Here is a 21667-nt window from a genome sequence, read left to right as displayed (position 1 = left end):
CAATCACGCCGGATTTTCCCTGCGTAACGTTTGCCGGCGGCGAGGTCACGGAAAATGTGAGCTTGCCGGCAACCGGTACGCCGATCGTCTCGGTCTCCGAGGTCACCGTGTCGCCCTCAGCGTTCGTGTAGGTGACGGCAACGTCGACCGGGTAGCTCTGGGCCTGGGCGTCGTTCGAGACTGCGACCTTGTACTGGCAGCTGACAATGCCGTTTCTCGGGAAGTTCCCGATATACACGCTGTCGTCGGTCGGGATCACGGCGCTGTTGCCATTCCGGAGGAGGTTGACCGTGGCCTGTTTCCCGTCCTCGTACCCGGTGTTCTTGATCGTCAGGTTGATCGTGCCTTCCGTTCCCACGACAAGGTTGTTCCCGGTTGCGTTGAGGACGTCGATCTTGACGACCGGTTTTATCTTGATCGTGAGCGGGATGGTCTGGCTCGTTTCGGCATACGTGTTCTCGATGGTGGTGGTGGTTGGCTGATCGACTAACGAACCGGAGAGGTACTTGTACTTCACGGTCAGCGGCAGCTGGTACTCGCCGAGCGTTGCGTCCTGCGTGATCTTCGCGGTGAATTTTACCGTGGTCTTGCCGGGGCTTGCAAGATCCCCGATCTGCTGCGGGTCCGTTTTGATTACGATCGGGGCGGTTCCGGCATCGAGCCCGACCTTGACCAGCTTCGCGGTGGTGCCGACATCCTCAGGCGCTATCGTGCCCCGGTTCGTAAACGCCAGCCAGTTCGTGCCGCCGTTCTGGAGTACGACCGTGATCGTGGCGTCCTCACCGGGAGAGTATTCGTTCGTGCCCCCGACATACGCCGTTATCGCCGGGCTTGCTCCGATATACTTCGTGGCGCACAGCGCCGGGGATATGCAGAGCGCGAGCCCGAGAACAAGGATCATGACAGGGATAACGGGAGATTTCATCGGGAATCACGTGCCGGTTCTGGTGGTACACATTTCTGTTGGATCCTATAAAGCGATGCGAGCCGGATCCCGTGGCGTACGAATCGGGAGGCCGGGTTCTTAATAGTCCCGGATCTCGGCCATGTCCCGGATATCCATGAGGCCTTTCATTGCCTGGGTCTGGACCCAGTGCCCGTCCTCCCGCATCGCGGCCATGGGGTTCGTGCCCCCGACCGCGGCGATCGAGACGTACTGCGGGCTGCCCGGGACGCCGAGCAGGGGAACGTTGGGCACCCCGACTTCGAGGATCCCGGTAAAACTGCTGTCCGCAAGTTCGTCGAGCACACTTCCCACGAGCGGCTCTGCCTCCATGTGGAACTCGCGGATATTGGCAAGGATATTGCCCGACCCTTTCTGCATCACCTTGTTTACCGAGGTGATCTGCTGGGAGATGAGTACCTGCAGCGGGTCGATGGTCGTGTACTCGTACATGATGATGTGCGTGAACCGGACCGGGGCACGCTCCTCGATCTCGACAACGCCGCCGCCAATCGGTTTGATTGGCACTCCCCGCCGGATCAACAGGCCGTCGAGCGTGATGCTGCAGAGCGTGCAGACGGCCGTGCATCCCGCAGGCACCACATACCCGGAGACTTTTTCCCCGGAGTGGTAAAATTTTACCATCCCGCTTGCGGAAAGACCGGTCTTGTACGCATCTTTCAGCACGGAGACCGCATATTCGAAATCCTCGTTTTTCACGAGCGAGAGGTTGAAAACAACGGTCCCGGTTCCCGCGGCAGGATCGTAGGTCACCCGCATCGCATAATCATCGATACTGTGATCCACAAACTTAAGCGGCCGTTTCATTGTAGTGTTTTTTTGTGATGGCAATAGAAAAATTGTTCTATAAGCCCAAGGTAATCCTTATATGATGGAACACGACATGCGGGAAAAAGCCAGGAATGCGATGAGGCTCATTCTTGAAGCTGCGAAATTCGAGGTGGAAGAGGTGGACGAACCCCTGGATCTGTCCGCGGTCCGGGAAGGCGAATGCGCTTTAGTGCTCTGTTCGAACGATGCAGATTTGATCGCCCAGTTTGACAAGACCAACTACAGCCTGATGGTCGACGATCAGGAGATGACCTGCAAGAAACTGCTCTTCACCCTGGAAAAAGGAGTCTCCACGGAGAACTGTGCCCAGTGGGGCATCGACGAGTTTGTCCAGTACGCCGGTGAAGCCGTTCTTGCCGATATCGTGGAACAGGAACTCAAGCTCGACCTCTCGCCGGGGAAAGGCAAGGCAAAGAAGGCGGCGGCAGCCCCTTCGGCCGGCGGTGCGGAAGCGGCAGCAGCCGAGCCCGAGGAGTCTTCGGGTATCTCGATCCTCCACTTCCCGGTCAAGCTCACCGAGCAGGCCGCGATCCGGACGGCAGGGATCCAGGGTGCGGCCCGGCTCCGGTTCATGCCCTACTACCTGATCCACTACACGAGTTCCGGCGAGCAGGTGTACAAGGACCGGCGCATTCCCTTCGATGCCGATGGCTGGGGTGCCATTAACGCCATCAACGGGATCAAGCTCGACCTCGACGGGTCCAAAGTCGAGGAATCGGAGATCCCGGCAAACGCCGAGGTATCCGACGCCCATATCACCAAAGAAGAAGCAACCGAACGCATGGTTGCCGAGCTCATCGAGCGCCTCACCCAGAAGGTCCGGATCAAGCAGGAGAAGGGCGATGCTATCTTCTACGAGGAGAAGACCTTAAAACCTGATCGTAAGAACATCGCAGTGGATGCAAAACAGGTCTATATCCCGGTCTGGCAGATCCGGGGCAAGAAGATCGTCGAGGTCAACGCGTTTACCGGCGAACTCCTCTCGGAGCCGATGGACGAGGGCGTCGAAGTCTTCTAAAATATCTTTTTTCGTATGATCGTTGTTCTCGGCGGGGGTCCGGCCGGGCGGATGGCAGCAATCCGCCTTGCCGCCGCTAAAAAGGAAGTCCTGCTTGTCGAGCCCAAAGGAAAAGAGTCCGGGATCGGCGGGCAGTGCCTTCATTTCGGCTGTATGCCGGTCTGTGCTTTAAACGATCTCGCCCGCATGATCGTACTGGCACGCCGGCTCCACGAACGCGGTATGACCGATACGGTCCCGGAATTCAACTTCGGAAAGGTAATGGAGGAGACGCTTGCGGTGCAGCAGAAGATCGCCGGGATCCTCGACCACGAGACCCGGACCGCCGGGGTGGATGTGGTGTACGGGAAATCCGGCCGGGTGGACGGGCGCCGGGTCTTTATCAGCGACGATGAGATCGATGCCGAAGCGGTGATCGTTGCAACCGGCTCCCGGCCCAATGTCCCGAAGATCCCGGGTATAGATCTCGCCGGGGTATACACGCCGCACACCCTCTGGGGGCTCCGCGAACTGCCAAAGAACCTTGTAATCGTTGGCGGGAGCGTGATGGCGGCAGAGTTCGCGTACATCTTTGCCGCGTTCGGGAGCAGGGTCACGGTCCTTGCCCGGAGCGGTTTTGTAAAAGATCTCGATACGCACCTCCGGGCAGTTGCCATAAAGGAGCTCGCCGGCATTGATATCCGCGAAGGGACAACGGTGTCCGGGATCGAAGGGACGGACAAGGTCACCGGGGTCCGGTTCACGAGCGCCGGAAAAGAGGAGACGATCGGGGCCGATGCCGTGTTCCTTGCCGCCGGGCTCGTGCCGAACGCCGAAATGATCGCAGGGGTGGAAAAAGGACCGGACGGGGAGATTCGGGTCAACGACCGTATGCAGACAAGCGTGCCCGGCGTCTATGCCTGCGGTGACGTGGCCGGGGCGCCGTTCCTGACCCCGGTTGCCCGGCACGAAGGAATTGTTGCTGCCGACAACATCCTCGGGACCGAACGCCACATGGACTATACGAAGATCCCGCAGGCGATCTACCTTGCCCACGATCTTGCGTTCTGCGGCAGCGGCAACGAGGGGAGCGCATCGCTCGCTCTGCCCGGCCCGGCCGGGCCCGGCACCTTCTGGTCGGTGCCGTACGGCGACACGGGCCTCGCGAAGATCTTTGCCGACCCGGCCACGGGAGAGATCGAGGGCATGTGCGCTGCAGGGCCGGCGGGCGGCGTCATCGCCGGGTATCTCGCGTTTTTGATGCGCCGGCACATTTCCGTGCACGACTTCGAGGAGTTCATCGAGGTCCACCCGTCAACGGACGGGGTGTACGGCCTTGCGAAGTATGCCTCGGAGATTTTGAAGAAGCGAACCGGGGAATGAATTTTTCCAGTCGTGAAAGTGTTAAAAAAATTTAGCCCCCCTCTTGCGCCACCAGTCCCCCGAGGGGGACGGGGCGCAGTTGCGATGCCTCTGTATTACCTGTACACGAAAACGATCCGTTGGATAATTCGGGAATGCAGGTAATACAGCATCATCGCTAAGCGGGGGTGGCCGCAGCGGCGGGGGCGGCAGCCCCCAGGAGCGTCAATACATCCTCCCCCCAGCCTTCTAAAAGAAAGTTCTCCCCCGCCGTTCCACCCGGCGCTGTAGGTATTAATACGCTTGACATCGAAGGTATGAGGTACTCATTTAAGAGCGGAGCATTCCCGTGACCGATCCATCTGAAACCCTTGCATTCGACCAGGCCCGGCTCGACAAAGTGCGTGCACTGCGGGAGAAGGGCATCGAACTCTATCCCCCCACGTTCGAGCGGAAGAACACCATCGCGGAGATCAGGACAACATTTTCAGAGATCACCCACGAGAAGAGCGCGGAGAGCGTGACCACCGCAGGCAGGATCTATATTGTCCGCAACCACGGCAAGACCATCTTTGCCGATCTCGGCGACGAGTCCGGGAAGATCCAGCTCTATATCAGGAAGGCCGACATCGGCGACGAGGCCTTCGATTTCTTCAACCAGTTCATCGAACGCGGGGACTTTGTCGGCGTTACCGGCCATGTCTTCCGGACAAAACTGGGCGAGATCACGATCTGGGTCGACACGATCACGCTCATCTCAAAGGCAATCTGCTCACTTCCCGAGAAGTTCCACGGCCTCACCGATGTCGAGAAACGCTACCGGCAGCGGTACGTCGACCTCGTTGTAAACGAAGAGGTCCGGCAGAACTTCCGCAACCGGAGCCGGATCATCTCGTCTATCCGCCGGTTCCTGAATGACCGGGAATTCCTCGAATTCGAGACCCCGATCCTCCAGCCGATCTACGGTGGGGCAAACGCCCGTCCGTTCACCACGTTCCACAACTGTCTGGGCCAGACACTCTTCCTGCGGATCGCGCCCGAACTCTACCTCAAGCGCCTTGTTGTCGGCGGCTTTGAGCGGGTCTTTGAGATCGCGAGGAACTTCCGTAACGAGGATATCGACACCCACCACAATCCCGAGTTCACGATGGTGGAGATCTACTGGGCCTACCATGATGTCTACGATATGATGGGGCTCACCGAGGACTTCCTTGAGACGCTCGTAAAAGAGGTCACCGGCACGACCACGCTCAAATTCGAGGAGACCGAGATCTCGTTTGCAAAACCGCTCAGGAAGCTCACGATGGAGGATGCAGTAAAAGAATATGCCGCAATCGACATCTTCGCACTCTCTGTCGACGAACTCCGGGCGATTGCCATCCAGAACAAATTCAAGGAATCGGACAAGCCCAAGAGCCAGCGGGAGTTCCTTGTGTACTTCTTCGAGAACATGGTCGAAGAGAAGCTGATCCAGCCCACCTTCATCTACGATTACCCGGTCGAGAACTCCCCGCTTGCAAAACGCCACCGGACAAAAGAGGGCTTTACCGAGCGCTTCGAGCTCTTCATCTACGGGATGGAGATGGCAAACGGGTTCTCGGAACTTAACGACCCGCTCGACCAGAAGGAGCGGTTCGAGGCGCAGGACCGGAAACGCCTGCTCGGCGATCTCGAAGCCCAGATGATCGATTACGATTACATCAATGCTCTAGGCTACGGCATGCCGCCGACCGGCGGTGTCGGTATCGGGATCGACCGGCTCGTGATGCTCCTCACCAACAACAATTCCATCAAAGAAGTGATCCTCTTCCCGTCCATGAAGAACATGCAGGTGGAAGCAGAAGGGGACAAAGAGAACAAGCCCGAGACCAAAAACTAAATTTCTTTTTTTACTTTTTATCGCCCTGCCCCGGTTCACCGGAACTCCCAGGCGCCCATCCCCAGGTTGCCCCAGTACCAGCTCTGGTGGAGAAGAGTTCCTTTGCTTCCCCTGCCGGCAGCCCCATGGGCCACAAGCAGCGGCATAAAGTGATCGGGATACGGCTGGGCGTGTTCTGCGAAGGGCGCGAGCGACCGGTACGCGGCGAGGCTCTTTGTGTCCCCGCCCGTCAGGGCCCGGGTGAGCCAGTCATTGAACGCGACCGCCCAGTCCCCGGTCGGAGCGCCGGGACCAAGCGCAACGGTAGGATCCCCGAGCGGGTGGACCGCCCCGCCGCTGCCGAGAATGAGGACGCCTTCCTTTCTCAACGGGGCGATTGCTTCCCCGAGAGCGAGGTGCCGCTCCGGGTCAAGATGTCCCTCTATCGAGAGCTGGACAACCGGCACGCGGGCGTCCGGGTACATCAGCATGAGGGGCACCCATGCCCCGTGGTCGAGCCCCCGGGCCGGGTCCCGGCCGCAGGGGATGCCGGCCGCTTCGATAAGATCCGCTGTCCGGGCGGCAAGCCCCTGCGATCCGGTGGCGGGATACGTTATCCGGTACAGCTCGGACGGGAACCCGGAGAAGTCATGGAGGGTCTGCGGGTGCTCCGCGAGATTGACCGCCGGCCGGGGGGTGTTCCAGTGCGCGGATATGCAGAGGACGGCTCTTGCTCCGGGGTACCGTTTCCCGAGCGTGGTGAGGAATTTATAGGCCGGCTCGCTCCGTTCGAGGGGCAGGGTCGGCGCACCATGCGAGACAAAAACCGTGGGGAGGGATGCCGGAGCCATGCAGGGAATTTGGCGGTGGCAGGATAAAGGGAGTACGGTGACGGCAACAGGGCAGGATCCGGCCCGCCATGCATTTTTTAGGGAGCTTTCCCCGATACGGGCGCATTTCAGTCGCGCAATTTCAGCAGGTATTTATCCCGTTTGGGTCAACCAAGATGAGGATTTGATCGATCCGGTCAAATATCGAGGTTAAGAATGACGTTAGTCTGGCACCACCGCTTATCCAACCAGGTTCAGGAACTGGGATACGACACGGACAAGGAAACGCTTGTGATCACCCGCAATGACGGGGTCCGGCGCTTTTACGGCCCGGTCAGTTACGGGACGTACGTCTCGATCAGCCGGTCATCGTTCCCCGGCTACATGATCCGCGATATGATCGAGGGAAAAGTCCCCGAGACCGGCAACCGGCTGCCGGTGAAGTGGGCCCCGTAAAAGGATAATACCACGATCCCTTTTTTTTAGATTTTTGTTTCCGGCGGCCCGGTAAAAGTCCCGGTGATGAAGATACCAGCCGGTAAAAAACCGTGCGGGATTATTCGCTCTTTGCTTCCGGGCTCTCTTTTGACGAAAGGTCCGGGCCGTCCCAGGGCCGGCGGACTTTTGTTTTTCCTTTTTTGAAAAATGCCAGTGTGACCTGTTCGTCGGCACTCTTCATATCCTTTGACAGGGCGATCTCATCGGCCGGCCCTGCCCGGCCGCCCATCTTCTCTGCCGGCGGGTTGGGGTCCTCGCCCTTATGCAGCGGGGGCAGTTCGACCGGCACGGCCGGCTCTTCGAGGTCTGCCATCTCGTACGGGGAGAGCGGGGACGAGTCGTCCGCGACAAAATCCTGCTCTTCGATAAAGAGCCGGTCTACCTTGTATACCCGGGGAAACGGATCGTCGTCCGCATCCGGAATCATGGTGGAATTGTGGGTGCCGGGCGGGTAAGAGGTTTGCGATGGGGGAAAAACCCTGCCAGATTGAGTAACCAGGCACGAGAACGGGAAAAGAACCGGGAGAGGGATTGTCCTTTTTTTCACGATGCCAGCCGTACCGGGTAAAACCTATTATCATTGAACGGCCCTCCCCTTCCTTAAGCAAGTAAAAAGAGTGTCCCAATGACAACCACGCAGAAAAAAACAGGCGGGGTCTGCCAGCTCCGCATCTATGAGGTTTTGCCCGACAAGAGGGAGATCTTTCATACCCGGTTTAAGGATCATGCTCTCCGCATCATGAAACGGTACGATTTCGAGATCACAGCGCTCTGGGAAAGCACATCCATTGTAAATTTTGAATTTGTCTATCTGCTGCGCTGGCCTGATGTGGCGACTATGGACCGCCAGTGGAAGGCATTTCTTGCGGACGAGGAATGGATTGAGATCAAGAGGCAGACCGTACAGAAAACCGGCGAACCGGTTGTCCGCGTGACCAGCCGGGTGCTGGATGACGTCGAGTACTCGCCCGTTGGGAAGACCGGGTAAAACGGCGGGGTTAGTGGAGGGAAGGCCGGCCCTTTTCTTTACGGGATACACTTTTGGTACTGAACAAGGTTATGTAAAATTTACCCCGCGTTGTCCACATTTATAAAAAAAGTCAGGGAAATCTGCCGCGTTTTTTTACCAGACCCACCGGGCGTTCATCAAAAATGCCGGTAAAACGATCCGCTGATCCGGTAGATCCACCGCAGACGCAGCAAAACCGTTCAACACAGCACATATATACAAAACCCAAGACATGATTTTACATATGCAACCATTACTCCGGACACCCCGTCTGTTTTTACTATCGATAACATTCCTGATACTTCTCGTTGCCGGAATTCCGGCAGTTTTGGCTTTGCCAACCGGCGGCATCCAGATCTGGACGACTCCGGGCGCGTATGTTAATGCCATAGCAACCGATGGCAGCGGAACCTATAGCGGACAGACCGATGCACAAGGATCGTACACATTTCAATCCCTGCCTGCAAACACAAATTACGAGGTAGATCTCTCTGCCGACGGTTACCAGGATTTTGTTACCTATGTGTATGTGACCCCCAATATCATTGGAGAAATCAACCAGAACCTGCAGCCGGACACGAGCGGCTGGATTACGGTAAATATTCATCCTTCTGGGGGAACGGCCTGTGTCGATGACGGGCAGCAGTGCCAGACAAGCTACCCGGTGGATACCCATGCTACCATGGTTCTCCAGTTCCGGAACCTTCAGGTTGACAAGTATCACACGGTTACGGTATACACGGACGGGTACCAGCCCGTCAGCCGGAACGTCTATGTAACTGCGGATAAGACGGGTTCTCTTGATATTACGCTCGTGCCGCTCGTACCAACTCCGGCACCTGCAGGCCAGCTCACGGTTCATTCAACCCCGGCGGGAGCGGCTGTGTACCTTGACAATACAAACATGGGAGTGTCCCCTATCGTACTTACCAATATTCCTGAGGGCAGCCATACGGTTCGGTTCCAGATGAACGGATTTCAGGAACTGGCAACCAGGGTGACCGTCGTTGCCGGAGAGAACGTGGATGTACCCGGAACGCTCAGCCCTGCGCAGCCGGCCACAACAAGAAAAGCGGGACTTTCCGGCAGTATCGCAATTATTGCGATCGGGATTTTTGGTTCTGTGTTCCTGCACAAGAGAAAAATATAACAATCTTTTTTTTTTTTGGTTTTGTGCAGTTCCTCAGATTATATGCAGAATACACGAAAATTAAAAAAAAATCGCTGAGGGGTGCGGGTTATTCCGGAAAAGGTTCGTTGAGGGGTGCGGACTTTTCTAGAAAAGTTTACGGGCGTTGCCAAACATTTTGAAAAATGTTCGCGGCGGTTAGCGAAGTTTTGAAAAAAAAGTCCGGATGTGGATAATATTCTGATTCTTCTTTTGTCGCCGCCCCCCTTCCGCCAGCCCTGCCCCCAAGGGGGCGGGGGCGTAGTGCGATGGTGCCCCTTTACCTGCAGGGGAAGAGTGCATGAGTGAAGGTAATACAGCACTATCGCAACCGGGGGATGCCCACGCGGCGGGGGCGGCAGCCCCCAAGAGCGTCTGTGGATGAGTTCGCTTCATACTATCTCGTTCCGACGTGAGAAAATACGACCACTCAAGGGTTTCTATGCCAAAATACCCCTGTAAAATCCCCGGTTTTGACCCCTCAATAAACGGGCCGCCATGCGTTTCTGCGGGCCGATCGGCACCCGGACAGGTCCGGTAGGCGGGAAATGAAAACTCACCCAGATCTTGGGGGTCGTTTTTGGGCAATATACTCGGGTATTTTGGCAATCAAAGCTATTATATCGATTTCCCGGGAATCCGCAAATCCGGGCATTTTACGGGGTTTCCCGGAGTGAGGTTTGAGGAATCCGGGGCCGATACGGGCGTATTTCTCCCAAAGGATCCGTGGATTCTTACCATGACAAAGTTTGTCGGACAGGAGGCCCACACCCTTAAATCCCCTCATTCCATAGAATAATATCAAGGATATTTAACCGATGACAACCTCCGCAATCCCGCCCCAGATCGATCTGGCATTTCTCAATCCGCTGATTGAAGAGGTCGGGATCCAGAAGGCCATTCCTGCAATATCAAAAGATGCAACTCTCATCAAAAAGATCGAAGCGATCACCCGGCTTGTCCCTACAGAACACAAACTGGTGCTCGGTGATGCCCGCGATCTCTCCAGTATCGAGGACGAATCCGTTCACCTCATTGTCACCTCACCACCGTACTGGAGCCTGAAAAAATACCATGAATCGGACGGACAGTTAGGTAATATTCAGGATTATGGAGATTTTCTTTTAGAGCTTGACAAAGTCTGGGCCGAATGTTTCCGCGTCCTTGTGAAGGGAGGGCGGCTGATTGTGGTCGTTGGCGATGTCTGCCTCTCGCGAAAAGAGGCGGGACGGCACCTGGTCATGCCGCTCCATGCCAGCATCATAGAATCCTGCCGCAGAATTGGCTTTGATAATCTCTCCCCCATCATCTGGCACAAGATCGCCAATGCCACGTTTGAGGTCAGCAACGGTGGCGGGGGAATACTCGGGAAACCGTTCGAGCCCAATGCCGTCATAAAAAACGACATTGAGTTTATCCTGATGCAGAGAAAACCCGGAGCCTACCGGAAACCGGACACCGAAAAAAGACTGTTGAGCACCATATCGCAGGAGAACCATAAGAAATGGTTCCGGCAGATCTGGACCGATATCCCCGGGGCATCGACACAGGATCACCCGGCACCGTACCCGGTAGAACTATCCACCCGGCTTATCCGGATGTTCAGCTTTGTTGGCGATACTGTGCTCGATCCTTTTGCAGGGACGGGTTCGACAATTATTTCCGCAGCAGCTACCGGGAGAAACAGCATCGGGATCGAGATCGATCCCGGATATCTTGAATTTGCGTACCAGCGGCTGCGAAAACAGGGGATCATGATTGAGACTCCGCAATCCGTAAAACGATACCAGCGGACTCTTACCGGTGATTAAGCGAGAGATGGGATGATGGATCAGAAAATTATCGAGGCGGTCCGGTCGTACAGGGCTGTCCGGGACAACCAGATCGCAAAACAGACCGACGCCGGGAAGCACGATCAGGGTAGCCGGGGTGCTGCAACGGGCGGAGCACAGATGGACGCTTTTGCCGATCTCATCTGCTCGGTAATCACCGATGCGGGAATACCGGAATCAGACATCTTCAAAAAAACTGCGGTTGAGCTGCCAGGATATTACCGGCCGGAAAAGAAATGGGATATCGTGGTTGTCCATAAAGGCGTCCTTGGTGCAGTCATCGAACTGAAATCCCAGATGGGGCCATCGTTTGGCAACAATTTCAATAACCGGACTGAAGAGGCCATTGGGAGTGCGTCCGATATCTGGGTTGCGTTCCGGGAAAAAAGATTCGGGAGCCAGATGTTCCGGCCGTGGCTGGGATACCTTTTCCTCCTTGAAGACTGCGCAGAATCAACAGCCCCCGTAGCTGTCCGGGAACCTCATTTTGCCATCGATGAAATATTCCGGGGTGCTTCGTACAAAAAGCGGTACGAGATCCTCTGCGAGCGGCTTATCCTTGAACGGCTCTATGAATCATCCTGTTTCATTACCGCCAAGTTTGATGATTCGGAAATTCATGTAGAGGAACCCCATCCGAACCTGTCGTTTGAACATTTTATCGGGTCGCTCAAAGGACATATGCAGATTCTCACAAGCCAGGTGAAATAATCATGCCACACTCCCACGCCCGCGACGTCTTCTCCCCCGAGCACGCCGCCCACCTGGACACGAAGTTCCGCCGCATCCTGTACCGGCCCGATGCACTTGCGGAACGGTACGTGCAACCCGGCAGCCATGTGCTCGACTTCGGCTGCGGCCCGGGATTTTTTACCCGGGCGTTCGCAAAAAGGGTCGGGGAGAAGGGAAGCGTGATCGCCGCCGACCTCCAGGAGGAGATGCTCGCGATCGTCCGCGAAAAGCTGACCGCTGAGGGCCTGATCTCCCGGGTAACAACGCACCGGTGCAAGCCGGACTCGCTCGATCTTTTCCCGGAAAAGGACGGGCAGGTGGATACAGCCTTTGCGATCTTTGTCGTCCACGAAGTCCCGGACAAGAAAAAACTCTTTTCTGAGATCGCTGCGCTGCTGAAGTCCGGCGGTACGTTTTTCTATTCCGAGCCGCCGTTCCTGGTCCCAAAAAAGGAATTTTCCGGGAATCTTGCAATCATGAAAACGCTCGGCCTCGAAGTTGTCGAGACCCGGTGGTATTTCCTGAACCGGGCGGCCCTGCTCAAAAAAAGGTAACGGGAGAGGGGGTCACCCCCCACGCGATAACGGGAATATTCCTGCCAAAAAAGAGATCGTACGCTTCAGCGGTTGCCCGTAAACAAACAAAAAGAAACCGGGGCCCGTGCGGCAGGCCCGGCTCTTACACGGCCCCGTCAGAAGGGAGCAGGCCGGCAACATGCACGCGAAGGGCCGGGTCCTCGTCAGCGTTTGCAGAGAAACTCTTGAGCTCCCGCAGGGCGCCGGTGCTCCGGATCGCGGCAAGCGTCTCTGCCGCACGCTTCCGGATCTCCATCTCCTCTCCCCGGTCCTGCAGGCGTTCGATCAAAACTTCCACGGCCCGGCCGCTCTTGAGTTCGCCAAGTGCTGCAATCGCCCCGCGCCGGATCGCCGGGTCGCGGTCCGCAACCAGGTCCATGAGCGGGCGGACCGCCCGGGGATCGCCGGACTTTCCCAGGCCCACAACCGCCCGCAGCCGGCCGACCGTATCCGGGGCAGAGAGCGCCGCCGAGCTCAGGTCATACACGATACCTTTTGCCGGGGCCGCCTCGTACCAGGCCCCCGGCATTTTTGCCGCACTGGAATTCATCCCAATCATCTCATATACACAATGTTTCAAACACCGATCCCTACCCTGCCAGCAACAAGAACAACAATTCCTGTCCTAACAGACGAAGAAAAGCATCCGCTTCGTGTCTGCGGATCGTACCCGCTTGGCCGTTATGTCAGATGCACAGACTGCCAGGTACATTGGTCTAGTATACCGGAATGAAAATATAAATACATTTTTGCAAAAGGAAAAAATGGACGGTTCCCTTTCGGGAAATCACTTTTTTTACCGGGGAACGGGGCGTCGCTTTCTCCGGCCTACTTATGGTACGGCTCGCCGCTGTTGATCCGGCAGGCCCGGTAGATCTGTTCGAGGAGGATCATCCGCACCATCTGGTGGGTAAAGGTCATGGGAGAAAGCGAGAGCCGGAGGCCGGCTCTCTTGAGCACCGTATCAGCGATCCCGAGGTCGCCGCCGATCACAAAAACGACCGGGGATACCCCGGCCATCTGCCACTCGTGGAGCCGGGCGGCAAGCTGCTCGCTCGAGATCTCTTTTCCCCGCACATCGAGCGCCACGACAACCGCCCCGTCCGGGATTGCGGCAAGGATCCTTTCCCCTTCGCGCCCGACTGCCTGCGCTTCTTCGCCGGCATTTGCGTGCACGCCCCGCCGCTCTTCTGCGATCTCGGTAATCGAGAGTTTCAGGTAGGGCAAAAGGCGTTTTTCGTATTCCGCGATGCCTTCGGTAAGGAACCGTTCCTTGATCTTTCCCACCGCAACGACCCGTACCTGCATGATCCTCACATGCACCCTGCCATAAAAAAGAGGTTCCGGTTCCTGAACATCATCACGGGCGCTGCGGCATATCCCTGCCACCGTCACGGCCGGACATGACAGCCTCCGCAAGCACATCGCAAACCTGGCTTTTGATTACCGCCCTGCCTTCATCGGAAGCAAGGTACTCGCGGATACACTCTTGCATCTCCCTGTGCCCGCCGGTCTCCCCGACAAACGAGATGAGCGCCTGCGTGATACAGTCCGAGACCGTTGAGAATTTTTTCTCCTCGTACACCAGGTACCGGACTTTTTCATAGATATTGGGCGGCATCTTGTACGAGACTGCCACCCGTTCCCCCCGCGACAGGGGCATTTTCTCCGCCATTTCCTTATGCTGTAGGCCGGAGCGCTATAAATATCCTGTCGGGATCCGCGGTCTGACGGCGTATAGGAGATTCAGATGCGCACAAAAAAAAGAGAGGGGAAAAATCCTGTTTACCCGAAGATCCGGTAGGACTCTTCGAGCGCTTCTACGGCCGGGAGTTTCTTCCCGGTCAAAAATTCAATGCACGCACCGCCGCCGGTGGATATGTGGGTGAACTCTTTTTCGATCCCGAGCTTCTCGATCACGGCCGCGGTATGCCCGCCGCCCACGACCGAGAACTCGACTTTGGATGCTGCACGGAGCATCTCGAAGGTCCCGGTCGCAAAGTCCGGGTCCTCGAAGACGCCTGCGGGGCCGTTGAAGACCACGGTCCCGGACTTCTTTAAGGTAGCAACGAGCGCGGAGAGGGCGTCCATACCCATGTCCATCACCGGCGCGTCCTGCGGGATCTTCTCGACCGGGTATTCCACGCGTTTATTGTTCTGCCGGACAGCAACGGTGGAGGGCATGATCACCCGGTCGCCAAACTTTTTGAGGATCTCTTTTGCCTTGGCAATCTCGCCCTGGTACTTCAGCTGCTCGATGAGCTGGGTGGAGGGTTTGCCGATATCGTAGCCTTTGGCGAGATAGAAGACATTTGCCACGACACCGATCACGATCACGGAGTCCGCGATCCCGTTCTCGAGCACGTGGGCTGCAACCTCTATAGAGTCGTCGACCTTCGTGCCGCCGAGCACCATGCAGACCGGGCGGGGCGCTCCCGAGAAGACTTTCGAGAGCGTGGAGACTTCCTTTTCCATTAAGAGGCCGGCCGCCGATTTCATGGCAAGCGGCAGGCCGACCACGGTGGGCTGGGACCGGTGGGCGGTCCCGAAGGCGTCGTTTATAAAAAAGTCCGCCATGCCCGAAAGCCTTTTTACGAGGTGGGTCTTTTTGGCCTCCTCAGGCTTCATGGTCAGGTTCTCCTCGGCCGCGAACCGGACGTTCTCCAGCATCACGATATCGCCGGGCTTCATGGACCGGACCGTGTCCTTTGCATGCCGCCCGAAGATACTGTCAACATAGGTGACCGGGGTCCCGAGAAGCTCTTCGAGTTTCTCGGCATGGGATTCGAGCGTGGTAAAATCTTTTTTTCCGGGCCGGCTCTGGTGGGTAACGATGACCACTTTTGCATCGGAGAGCGCCCGGATCGTGGGCAGGTGCTCACGGAACCGTTTGTCGTCCAAAATAAGGTGGGAGGTGGGGTCGATGGGGGAGTTGAGGTCGAGACGGAGAAGCACCGTCTTTTTGCTGCACCCCAGGCCCGAAAGGGTACCGATTGGCATAACGCCTGCACCTTCCCCGGAGCTTACGCTGAGCTCCGGGCCTTGATCTTCTTCATCCGGAAGAGCTCTTCGCGTTCCATCTCGTCAAGACGCATCTTGATGAAGTCCCGGGCTGCGGTGAGTTCGGGGATGACCTTGAACTCGAGCGCGTTTACCCGGCGCTTGGTCTTCTCGATCTCGTCGAGCAGGCGCTTCATCGTGGTCTCGATCTCGGCGCTCTCAATGATCGCCTCGACCAAGTCCTCGAATGCAGATGCAGTCTCGTCAATGACCGGCGACGTGCCGAGCACGCCGTAGCCGCGGTCCGCGAGGCTCTTTTTCACTTTCGACGATTCAATCTGCGGCACGACCACGCCCATGATGTTCTTGCTCTTGAGCGTGATCTCCGGCGTCTCTTTGACGGAGAAGGCGGCGGCTTTCACGCCGATCGCGCCTTCTACCGTGTTTGCCACCGCCATCATCTCGACAGCGTGCTGGTATTTGTTCAAGAGCTCCCCGCGGCTGTCTTTTGCCGTGGAGAGGATCTTAAAGAATTCCATGATGAGCCCGTCGCGCTTCATCTTGAGGATCTTATAGCCGCGCTGGGAGAGCTGGATCTTCTTTTTTAAGTTGATCAGCTCGGACCGTGTCGGCTTGATATCGCGCAGCGCCATACAGACTCACTTACTCCTTCTTTGCACCGGCCTTGAATTTCGGGTGGTATTTGTTGATTAAGTCGCGGTCGATACGGGTGAGCTGCTCCACCGGCAGGGTCGAGAGGAGATCCCAGCCGAGGTCAAGCGTGTCCTCGATGGTGCGGTCCTCGTCATATCCCTGGCGGACAAAGCGGTTCTCGAAGTGATCGGCAAACTCCAGGAGTCCCCGGTCACGCTCGGAGAGCGCGTCCTTACCGACGATTGCCACAAGGCCGCGGAGATCGTTTCCTTCCGCATAGCCGGCGTACATCTGGTCGGAGACCTTCTTGTGGTCTTCACGGGTGTGTCCCTTGCCGATACCGAGGTTCATTAACCGGGAGAGCGAGGGGAGCACGTTGATGGGCGGGTAGATACCCTTACGGTGCAGTTCACGGTTGACCACGATCTGGCCTTCGGTAATGTAACCGGTCAGGTCGGGGATCGGGTGGGTGATATCGTCGCCGGGCATCGTTAAGATCGGGATCTGCGTGACCGAGCCCTTCTGGCCCTTGATCATGCCGGCCCTCTCGTAGATGCAGGCGAGGTCCGTGTACATGTACCCGGGGTAACCACGGCGGCCCGGCACTTCTTCACGGGCGGCACCGATCTGGCGGAGCGCTTCGCAGTAGTTGGTCATATCGGTTAAGATGACCAGCACGTGCATACCCAGTTCGAAGGCAAGGTACTCGGCAGTGGTGAGCGCGAGACGCGGGGTGATGATACGCTCGACGGCCGGGTCGTCCGCAAGGTTGAGGAAGACGACGGCGCGTTCGAGAGCGCCCGTGCGCTCGAAGTCGGCCATGAAGTAGTTGGCCTCTTCTTTGGTGATACCCATTGCAGCGAACACGACAGCGAAGCTCTCGGTCGAGCCGGGCACCTTTGCCTGCCGGGCGATCTGCAGCGCAACATTGTTGTGCGGGAGACCTGCACCCGAGAAGATCGGGAGCTTCTGGCCACGGACAAGGGTGTTCGTGCCGTCGATCGTGGAGATACCGGTCTGGATGAAATCCGCCGGCATGCCACGGGCGTACGGGTTGATCGCAGCACCGGTGATGTCGAGGCGTTTTTCCGGAACAATCTCCGGGCCGCCGTCGATAGGCTTACCGCCGCCGGACAGGATACGGCCGAGCATTTCCCTGCCGACCGGCATCTTGATGGTCTCGCCGGTGAACCGGACACCGCTGTCCCTTCCGATACCGGTCGTGGTCTCGAAGATCTGGACAACGACGAGATCGTCGCTTGTGTCCAGCACCTGGCCGCGCTTGATCGTGCCGTCGGAAAGAACCACGTTCACGAGTTCCTGGTACGCGATGGGTTCAGTCTTTTCGACAAAGACAAGCGGACCGGCAATCTTTGTGATCGTCCTGTATTCCTTCATGCTGCCGACCTCAGTGTGTTGAACTCAGCGTCCATGTCCTTCTCGATCTTCGCGAGTTCGGGCTTGTACTCCTTGACGAACTTGATCTGGGGCAGTTCGTTCTTGGCCTTGACCGCGAGGATCTGCGCCGGGCTGACACCCGACTGCTGGGCCGCGTAGGCAAGGTCCGCGAATGTCTTGATCGCCTTCATCATGTCGTACTGCTTCTTCATGTCGCAGAACGTGTCGACTGCGTCGTAAGCGTTCTGCTGGAGGAAGATCTCACGGATCATACGGGCGACCTCGATGGTCACCTGTTCTGATTCGGGCAGTGCGTCGGAACCGACGAGCTGCACGATCTCCTGGAGTTCTGCCTCTTTCTGGAGGACTTCCATGGCCCAGGACCGGGTCTTGTTCCAGTCGGGCGCAACTTCCTTGTCGTAGTAGTCGTGGAGTGCATCCAGGTACAGCGAGTAGGAGTTGAGCCAGTTGATGGCCGGGAAGTGCCGGCGCTGGGAGAGCTTTGCGTCCAGTGCCCAGAAGACTTTCACGATACGCAGCGTGTTCTGCGTGACCGGCTCGGAGAAGTCGCCGCCAGGCGGTGAGACTGCACCGATAACCGAGACGGAACCGGAGTCGCCGTTTAAGGTCTCGACAAGCCCTGCACGCTCGTAGAACTCGGAGAGCCGGGCTGCAAGGTACGCGGGGTAGCCTTCTTCACCGGGCATCTCTTCAAGACGGGACGAAATTTCTCTCATTGCTTCTGCCCACCGGGAGGTGGAGTCGGCCATGAGGGATACATCGTAGCCCATGTCACGGAAGTACTCGGCGATCGTGATACCGGTGTACACCGATGCTTCACGGGCCGCGACCGGCATGTTCGAGGTGTTTGCGATGAGCACCGTCCGCTCCATGAGAGGCTTACCGGATTTCGGGTCCTCCAGGTGCGGGAACTCTGTCAGCACTTCGGTCATCTCGTTGCCGCGTTCTCCGCAGCCGATGTAGACCACGATCTCGGCATCCGACCACTTGGCCAGCTGCTGCTGGGTAACGGTCTTGCCGCTCCCGAACGGGCCGGGAATTGCGGCGGTGCCGCCCTTTGCAATCGGGAAGAGACCATCGAGGATACGCTGACCGGTAAGGAGCGGAATCGTCGGGTTCTTCTTCTCTTTGACCGGCCGCGGGACACGGACCGGCCAGCGCTGGAGCATCGGGAACTCTCTGCCGTCTTCGAGAACATAGACGATCTCGTCGATGGTGAAGTCGCCGCTCTTGATCGTCTTTATCACGCCCGGCTTTGCATTGGGCGGGAGCATGATCTTATGGACGATGTTCGTCTCCTGGACTTCGCCAAGGATCTTGCCCGGCTCTGCCTTGTCGCCGGCTTTTACAAGCGGCTTGAAGGTCCACTTCTTCTCGTGGGAGAGACCGGGTGCAGACACACCGCGCTCGATGAAGTTGCCCATCTTGTTGACGAGCACTTCGAGAGGACGCTGGATACCGTCGTAGATACTGGTCAGAAGACCGGGCCCGAGCTCGACTGCGAGCGAGAGGCCGGTATTCGAGACCGGTTCGCCGGGCTTAATACCCGAGGTATCTTCGTACACCTGAATGATGACGTTGTCACCCTGGATCTTGATGACTTCGCCCATCAGGGCTTCGTTACCGACCCTGACCACATCGTACATGTGGGCGTCAAGGTTGACCGCCGTTACGACTGGCCCGGCAATCCTTTTGAGGACGCCTTTTTTTGCTTCCTTTGCCTTTTTTACTTCCACAGATCAACACCCACCGATCGTTTGATTCTCTCTCTCATGGACAGGCCCCCTTCTTCGCCGCCAAGGGCAATGACGGTGGGCTTGACTGAGTTCTCAAGCGTGGTACGGAGCCGGCGGGGAAGCCGCTCCATGTCGCTGCTGTTTAACACCAGAATACCGACCTGTCCGTCCGAAAGGACGTTGGTGATGCTTTCGGCGAGTTTCTCATCGTTCTCCGCTGCGATGGTCTTTTTTATACCCGCAAGCCGGAACCCGAGGATGAACTCGCTGTTGCCGATGACTGCAATTTCCATCTTACATCACCAGGTATTTCCCGATTATATCCGCGGGGAGCTTGGACTCCTTGCCCCGGGCAAGAGCCCGGAGGTTTGAGACTTCGTACTTCTTCTTCTCGAGATACACGAGAATCGGGTAGATAGAGAACGGATTTCTCTTCGAGAGTTTTTCCATCTGTTCCATCTGGACCCGCACAAGGAGCGAAGCTATCTCGTGCACCGGCCGTTCGGTCTCGATGCTTTTTAAGAGTTCGATGACCGGCGCGGTATGGACCTTGCTCTTGAGCTGGTCGACAAACTCGCGGTACTCCTTTACCGTGTGTAACAGGGCAAAGTCGGCCGCAGAGATCGTGCCGCCGGGGATGTACATCTCTTTTGCATCTTCCCCGAGGTTGTCGGCCCGGAGCCTGAAGAGTGTCAGGATGTTTTTCACATCGATATCGAGCCGGATGTACGCAAGGAACAGCCGGCCGCCGGCACCCTCGCCGCTCGTTTCCGCAATGATCTCCGCGTAGAACTGCTTGTAGAGCTCGTTCTCCATCTTCGCAAACGACCCTGACTCTTTTGCCGCCGGGTATTCCCGGGCGAGCACCGGGTAGAGACGTTTGCCTTTGAGCGCGTCGATCACCCGGTCGGGACCGTCTTCGTTGAGGAGCCGGTCGAGCACGACCTTGTCGAGACTGCCTGCGGGAACAAGGACTTCCTTGATCTTGCCGGCCTTCATGCCCTGCATTTTGCCGCGGAGGATCGTGAGCACGTTCTGGATATCCCAGTACCTGAGGTAGGCGCGGGTGAACTGCTTGAGCGTCCCGGGCGTGATGGCAATGATCCGCTGGTACTCCTTTGCAAGGTTCCAGCTGAGCGCCACTTCCAGAAGGTCGATACCTTTGAACGTGGTGCCGAGCTCGTCGATCTCCTGCTTGTACGAGGTCTCTTCGATAATACGGGTAATCTCGGGAAGGCTCATGTTGAGCATCCGCTGGTACTCTTCGCGGGGGATGAGTTTTGCCTTTCTCACCCTCATCCTGGTACAGACGTAAATAGTGGGCGCTGAAATTCCTTTCATCCCTGCCATGTCTGTACCATCCTATCCGAAGAGGATATCAGATGCATCCTTGAGTCCGGATTCCCATACTTTGTTCATGAACGTGCGGTAGCTGTAGTCGATCTGGACTTCGTTTCCCTCGCTGTCGATGAGGATGCCCCCGTCGATATCGGCCGGTTCCCCGAGCGTAAACCCGGAAAACTCTGCCTCGGCAAGGACAGCCTTTGCTGCCGCAACATCCCGTGCATTGCAGTGGATACTGCCTTTTTTGATCTCCTTTTTGGCTTCAATCAGGAGCTTTTTGATCGCTTCACGGTGGAAGCTCTCGGGGAGCTTGGCAATCTCGGCGCGGGTGCTCTCGTACACTTCATCCAGAAGCGCTTTCTGGGTGTTTAAGATCTCACGCTTCACAAGAAGGTTGGCCGCAGAGACATCCTGTCCGACAATCCGGGATGCCTGCTTTGCCGAAGCATCCTCAGCTGATGTCTTGATCTCCGCGACTTTCCGGTCTGCTTCCGCGAGAATCCGGTCGGAGTCGGCTTTCGACTCGGCACGGATCGCATCCGCTTCCTTTTTGCCTTTTTCCCTGATCTCTTCCAGCACTGCTTCCAGTCCCATTGTTCTGCCTCGCTTAGAAGAGCAGGAGAAGCGCAATGACAAGACCGAAGATAACGATGGTTTCCGGAATGACCGTAAAGAGCAGCCCAAGACCAAAGAAGTCCTTGTTCTCTGCAATGGCGCCAACGGCTGCGGCACCGATACCCATCTCAGCAACACCGGTACCTACACCGGTGAGACCGACGGCGAGCCCTGCGCCGATTGCCTTCATTCCTACCTGCGATGCCTGAATCATTTCCATTGTCATAACTGCGTCTGCCATAA

At 57.2% G+C, this 21667-nt stretch carries 24 protein-coding genes; 9 read left to right on the top strand and 15 right to left on the bottom strand.

The window, feature by feature from the left end:
* Both BP758_RS08360 and BP758_RS08355 read right to left on the bottom strand, forming a co-directional pair.
* Nucleotides 1-925, bottom strand: a 925-nt coding sequence (locus tag BP758_RS08360) for a COG1361 S-layer family protein (RefSeq protein WP_292370418.1), incomplete at its 3' end; no start/stop codon positions are given.
* A 99-nt stretch (nucleotides 926-1024) separates the two neighbouring features.
* Nucleotides 1025-1771, bottom strand: coding sequence for a DUF128 domain-containing protein (locus BP758_RS08355; protein ID WP_292370417.1), 747 nt, complete (start codon nucleotides 1769-1771; stop codon nucleotides 1025-1027).
* Nucleotides 1772-1832: 61 nt separating this feature from the next.
* Between BP758_RS08355 and BP758_RS08350 the strand changes: the two genes are divergently transcribed.
* From BP758_RS08350 to lysS, 3 genes are all read left to right on the top strand, one after another.
* Nucleotides 1833-2813, top strand: coding sequence for a hypothetical protein (locus tag BP758_RS08350; protein ID WP_292370416.1), 981 nt, complete (start codon nucleotides 1833-1835; stop codon nucleotides 2811-2813).
* Between the two features lie 15 nt (nucleotides 2814-2828).
* A complete protein-coding gene (locus tag BP758_RS08345; protein WP_292370415.1) occupies nucleotides 2829-4175 on the top strand; it encodes a dihydrolipoyl dehydrogenase family protein in 1347 nt (448 codons plus the stop codon).
* Between the two features lie 328 nt (nucleotides 4176-4503).
* Complete coding sequence (gene lysS / locus BP758_RS08340; RefSeq protein WP_292370414.1) at nucleotides 4504-6033, top strand: lysine--tRNA ligase; 1530 nt, start codon at nucleotides 4504-4506, stop codon at nucleotides 6031-6033.
* 35 nt (nucleotides 6034-6068) lie between these two features.
* Here the strand turns inward: lysS and BP758_RS08335 are convergent, their stop codons facing one another.
* The gene (locus BP758_RS08335) at nucleotides 6069-6863 is read right to left on the bottom strand and encodes a DODA-type extradiol aromatic ring-opening family dioxygenase (protein WP_292370413.1); all 795 of its coding nucleotides are present in this window, start codon (nucleotides 6861-6863) and stop codon (nucleotides 6069-6071) included.
* 195 nt (nucleotides 6864-7058) lie between these two features.
* Between BP758_RS08335 and BP758_RS08330 the strand changes: the two genes are divergently transcribed.
* Nucleotides 7059-7298, top strand: a complete 240-nt coding sequence (locus tag BP758_RS08330) for a hypothetical protein (RefSeq protein ID WP_292370412.1) — start codon at nucleotides 7059-7061, stop codon at nucleotides 7296-7298.
* 100 nt (nucleotides 7299-7398) lie between these two features.
* Here BP758_RS08330 and BP758_RS08325 read toward each other — a convergent pair whose 3' ends face one another.
* A complete protein-coding gene (locus BP758_RS08325; RefSeq protein WP_292370411.1) occupies nucleotides 7399-7767 on the bottom strand; it encodes a hypothetical protein in 369 nt (122 codons plus the stop codon).
* 198 nt (nucleotides 7768-7965) lie between these two features.
* Between BP758_RS08325 and BP758_RS08320 the strand changes: the two genes are divergently transcribed.
* The 5 genes from BP758_RS08320 to BP758_RS08300 all read left to right on the top strand — a co-directional run bounded on the left by BP758_RS08320 (nucleotide 7966) and on the right by BP758_RS08300 (nucleotide 12635).
* A complete protein-coding gene (locus BP758_RS08320) occupies nucleotides 7966-8328 on the top strand; it encodes an NIPSNAP family protein (protein ID WP_292370410.1) in 363 nt (120 codons plus the stop codon).
* A 349-nt stretch (nucleotides 8329-8677) separates the two neighbouring features.
* Nucleotides 8678-9499 (top strand): carboxypeptidase regulatory-like domain-containing protein, encoded by an 822-nt coding sequence (locus BP758_RS08315; protein WP_292370409.1) that lies wholly within the window; start codon nucleotides 8678-8680, stop codon nucleotides 9497-9499.
* Between the two features lie 836 nt (nucleotides 9500-10335).
* On the top strand, nucleotides 10336-11328 hold the full coding sequence (locus BP758_RS08310) for a DNA-methyltransferase (RefSeq protein WP_292370408.1): 993 nt from the start codon (nucleotides 10336-10338) through the stop codon (nucleotides 11326-11328).
* A gap of 12 nt (nucleotides 11329-11340) precedes the next feature.
* Nucleotides 11341-12060 carry a PaeR7I family type II restriction endonuclease gene (locus BP758_RS08305; RefSeq protein ID WP_292370407.1) on the top strand — a complete coding sequence of 240 codons (720 nt, stop codon included), beginning with the start codon at nucleotides 11341-11343 and terminating at the stop codon, nucleotides 12058-12060.
* Nucleotides 12061-12062: 2 nt separating this feature from the next.
* Nucleotides 12063-12635 (top strand): class I SAM-dependent methyltransferase, encoded by a 573-nt coding sequence (locus BP758_RS08300; protein WP_292370406.1) that lies wholly within the window; start codon nucleotides 12063-12065, stop codon nucleotides 12633-12635.
* Nucleotides 12636-12759: 124 nt separating this feature from the next.
* On the opposite strand, the gene BP758_RS08295 is transcribed toward BP758_RS08300, so the two are convergent.
* The 11 genes from BP758_RS08295 to BP758_RS08245 all read right to left on the bottom strand — a co-directional run bounded on the left by BP758_RS08295 (nucleotide 12760) and on the right by BP758_RS08245 (nucleotide 21665).
* The gene (locus BP758_RS08295; RefSeq protein WP_292370405.1) at nucleotides 12760-13206 is read right to left on the bottom strand and encodes a HEAT repeat domain-containing protein; all 447 of its coding nucleotides are present in this window, start codon (nucleotides 13204-13206) and stop codon (nucleotides 12760-12762) included.
* Between the two features lie 278 nt (nucleotides 13207-13484).
* Nucleotides 13485-13964 (bottom strand): 23S rRNA (pseudouridine(1915)-N(3))-methyltransferase RlmH, encoded by a 480-nt coding sequence (rlmH, locus tag BP758_RS08290; RefSeq protein WP_292370404.1) that lies wholly within the window; start codon nucleotides 13962-13964, stop codon nucleotides 13485-13487.
* A gap of 52 nt (nucleotides 13965-14016) precedes the next feature.
* On the bottom strand, nucleotides 14017-14331 hold the full coding sequence (locus tag BP758_RS08285; RefSeq protein ID WP_292370403.1) for a hypothetical protein: 315 nt from the start codon (nucleotides 14329-14331) through the stop codon (nucleotides 14017-14019).
* A gap of 110 nt (nucleotides 14332-14441) precedes the next feature.
* Nucleotides 14442-15656: a phosphoglycerate kinase gene (locus BP758_RS08280; RefSeq protein WP_292370402.1), complete on the bottom strand. Its 1215-nt coding sequence runs from the start codon at nucleotides 15654-15656 to the stop codon at nucleotides 14442-14444.
* Nucleotides 15657-15679: 23 nt separating this feature from the next.
* Nucleotides 15680-16309 carry a V-type ATP synthase subunit D gene (locus BP758_RS08275; protein WP_292370401.1) on the bottom strand — a complete coding sequence of 210 codons (630 nt, stop codon included), beginning with the start codon at nucleotides 16307-16309 and terminating at the stop codon, nucleotides 15680-15682.
* A 10-nt stretch (nucleotides 16310-16319) separates the two neighbouring features.
* Nucleotides 16320-17708, bottom strand: coding sequence for an ATP synthase subunit B (locus BP758_RS08270; protein WP_292370400.1), 1389 nt, complete (start codon nucleotides 17706-17708; stop codon nucleotides 16320-16322).
* On the bottom strand, nucleotides 17705-19465 hold the full coding sequence (locus BP758_RS08265) for an ATP synthase subunit A (protein WP_292370399.1): 1761 nt from the start codon (nucleotides 19463-19465) through the stop codon (nucleotides 17705-17707). The genes BP758_RS08270 and BP758_RS08265 overlap by 4 nt, the downstream gene beginning before the upstream one ends.
* A complete protein-coding gene (locus BP758_RS08260; RefSeq protein ID WP_292370398.1) occupies nucleotides 19456-19758 on the bottom strand; it encodes a V-type ATP synthase subunit F in 303 nt (100 codons plus the stop codon). The genes BP758_RS08265 and BP758_RS08260 overlap by 10 nt, the downstream gene beginning before the upstream one ends.
* Nucleotide 19759: 1 nt before the next feature.
* On the bottom strand, nucleotides 19760-20764 hold the full coding sequence (locus tag BP758_RS08255; RefSeq protein ID WP_394339198.1) for a V-type ATP synthase subunit C: 1005 nt from the start codon (nucleotides 20762-20764) through the stop codon (nucleotides 19760-19762).
* Between the two features lie 63 nt (nucleotides 20765-20827).
* Nucleotides 20828-21403: a V-type ATP synthase subunit E family protein gene (locus BP758_RS08250; RefSeq protein WP_292370397.1), complete on the bottom strand. Its 576-nt coding sequence runs from the start codon at nucleotides 21401-21403 to the stop codon at nucleotides 20828-20830.
* A gap of 13 nt (nucleotides 21404-21416) precedes the next feature.
* Nucleotides 21417-21665, bottom strand: a complete 249-nt coding sequence (locus tag BP758_RS08245) for an ATPase (RefSeq protein ID WP_292370396.1) — start codon at nucleotides 21663-21665, stop codon at nucleotides 21417-21419.
* Nucleotides 21666-21667 lie beyond the last annotated feature (2 nt).

Origin of the sequence: Methanoregula sp. UBA64 (genome assembly GCF_002502735.1) — an archaeon.
Taxonomy (GTDB): Archaea; Halobacteriota; Methanomicrobia; order Methanomicrobiales; family Methanospirillaceae; genus Methanoregula.
This window is presented reverse-complemented; position numbering and strand designations above follow the sequence as displayed.

Bases quoted from the DNA above. Each gene is read 5' to 3' on its own strand.
- BP758_RS08355 (WP_292370417.1), bottom strand. From the start codon at position 1,771: ATGAAACGGCCGCTTAAGTTTGTGGATCACAGTATCGATGATTATGCG.
- BP758_RS08350 (WP_292370416.1), top strand. From the start codon at position 1,833: ATGATGGAACACGACATGCGGGAAAAAGCCAGGAATGCGATGAGGCTC.
- BP758_RS08345 (WP_292370415.1), top strand. From the start codon at position 2,829: ATGATCGTTGTTCTCGGCGGGGGTCCGGCCGGGCGGATGGCAGCAATC.
- BP758_RS08335 (WP_292370413.1), bottom strand. From the start codon at position 6,863: ATGGCTCCGGCATCCCTCCCCACGGTTTTTGTCTCGCATGGTGCGCCG.
- BP758_RS08330 (WP_292370412.1), top strand. From the start codon at position 7,059: ATGACGTTAGTCTGGCACCACCGCTTATCCAACCAGGTTCAGGAACTG.
- BP758_RS08325 (WP_292370411.1), bottom strand. From the start codon at position 7,767: ATGATTCCGGATGCGGACGACGATCCGTTTCCCCGGGTATACAAGGTA.
- BP758_RS08320 (WP_292370410.1), top strand. From the start codon at position 7,966: ATGACAACCACGCAGAAAAAAACAGGCGGGGTCTGCCAGCTCCGCATC.
- BP758_RS08310 (WP_292370408.1), top strand. From the start codon at position 10,336: ATGACAACCTCCGCAATCCCGCCCCAGATCGATCTGGCATTTCTCAAT.
- BP758_RS08305 (WP_292370407.1), top strand. From the start codon at position 11,341: ATGATGGATCAGAAAATTATCGAGGCGGTCCGGTCGTACAGGGCTGTC.
- BP758_RS08300 (WP_292370406.1), top strand. From the start codon at position 12,063: ATGCCACACTCCCACGCCCGCGACGTCTTCTCCCCCGAGCACGCCGCC.
- BP758_RS08295 (WP_292370405.1), bottom strand. From the start codon at position 13,206: ATGAATTCCAGTGCGGCAAAAATGCCGGGGGCCTGGTACGAGGCGGCC.
- rlmH (WP_292370404.1), bottom strand. From the start codon at position 13,964: ATGCAGGTACGGGTCGTTGCGGTGGGAAAGATCAAGGAACGGTTCCTT.
- BP758_RS08285 (WP_292370403.1), bottom strand. From the start codon at position 14,331: ATGGCGGAGAAAATGCCCCTGTCGCGGGGGGAACGGGTGGCAGTCTCG.
- BP758_RS08280 (WP_292370402.1), bottom strand. From the start codon at position 15,656: ATGCCAATCGGTACCCTTTCGGGCCTGGGGTGCAGCAAAAAGACGGTG.
- BP758_RS08275 (WP_292370401.1), bottom strand. From the start codon at position 16,309: ATGGCGCTGCGCGATATCAAGCCGACACGGTCCGAGCTGATCAACTTA.
- BP758_RS08270 (WP_292370400.1), bottom strand. From the start codon at position 17,708: ATGAAGGAATACAGGACGATCACAAAGATTGCCGGTCCGCTTGTCTTT.
- BP758_RS08260 (WP_292370398.1), bottom strand. From the start codon at position 19,758: ATGGAAATTGCAGTCATCGGCAACAGCGAGTTCATCCTCGGGTTCCGG.
- BP758_RS08255 (WP_394339198.1), bottom strand. From the start codon at position 20,764: ATGAGGGTGAGAAAGGCAAAACTCATCCCCCGCGAAGAGTACCAGCGG.
- BP758_RS08250 (WP_292370397.1), bottom strand. From the start codon at position 21,403: ATGGGACTGGAAGCAGTGCTGGAAGAGATCAGGGAAAAAGGCAAAAAG.
- BP758_RS08245 (WP_292370396.1), bottom strand. From the start codon at position 21,665: ATGGCAGACGCAGTTATGACAATGGAAATGATTCAGGCATCGCAGGTA.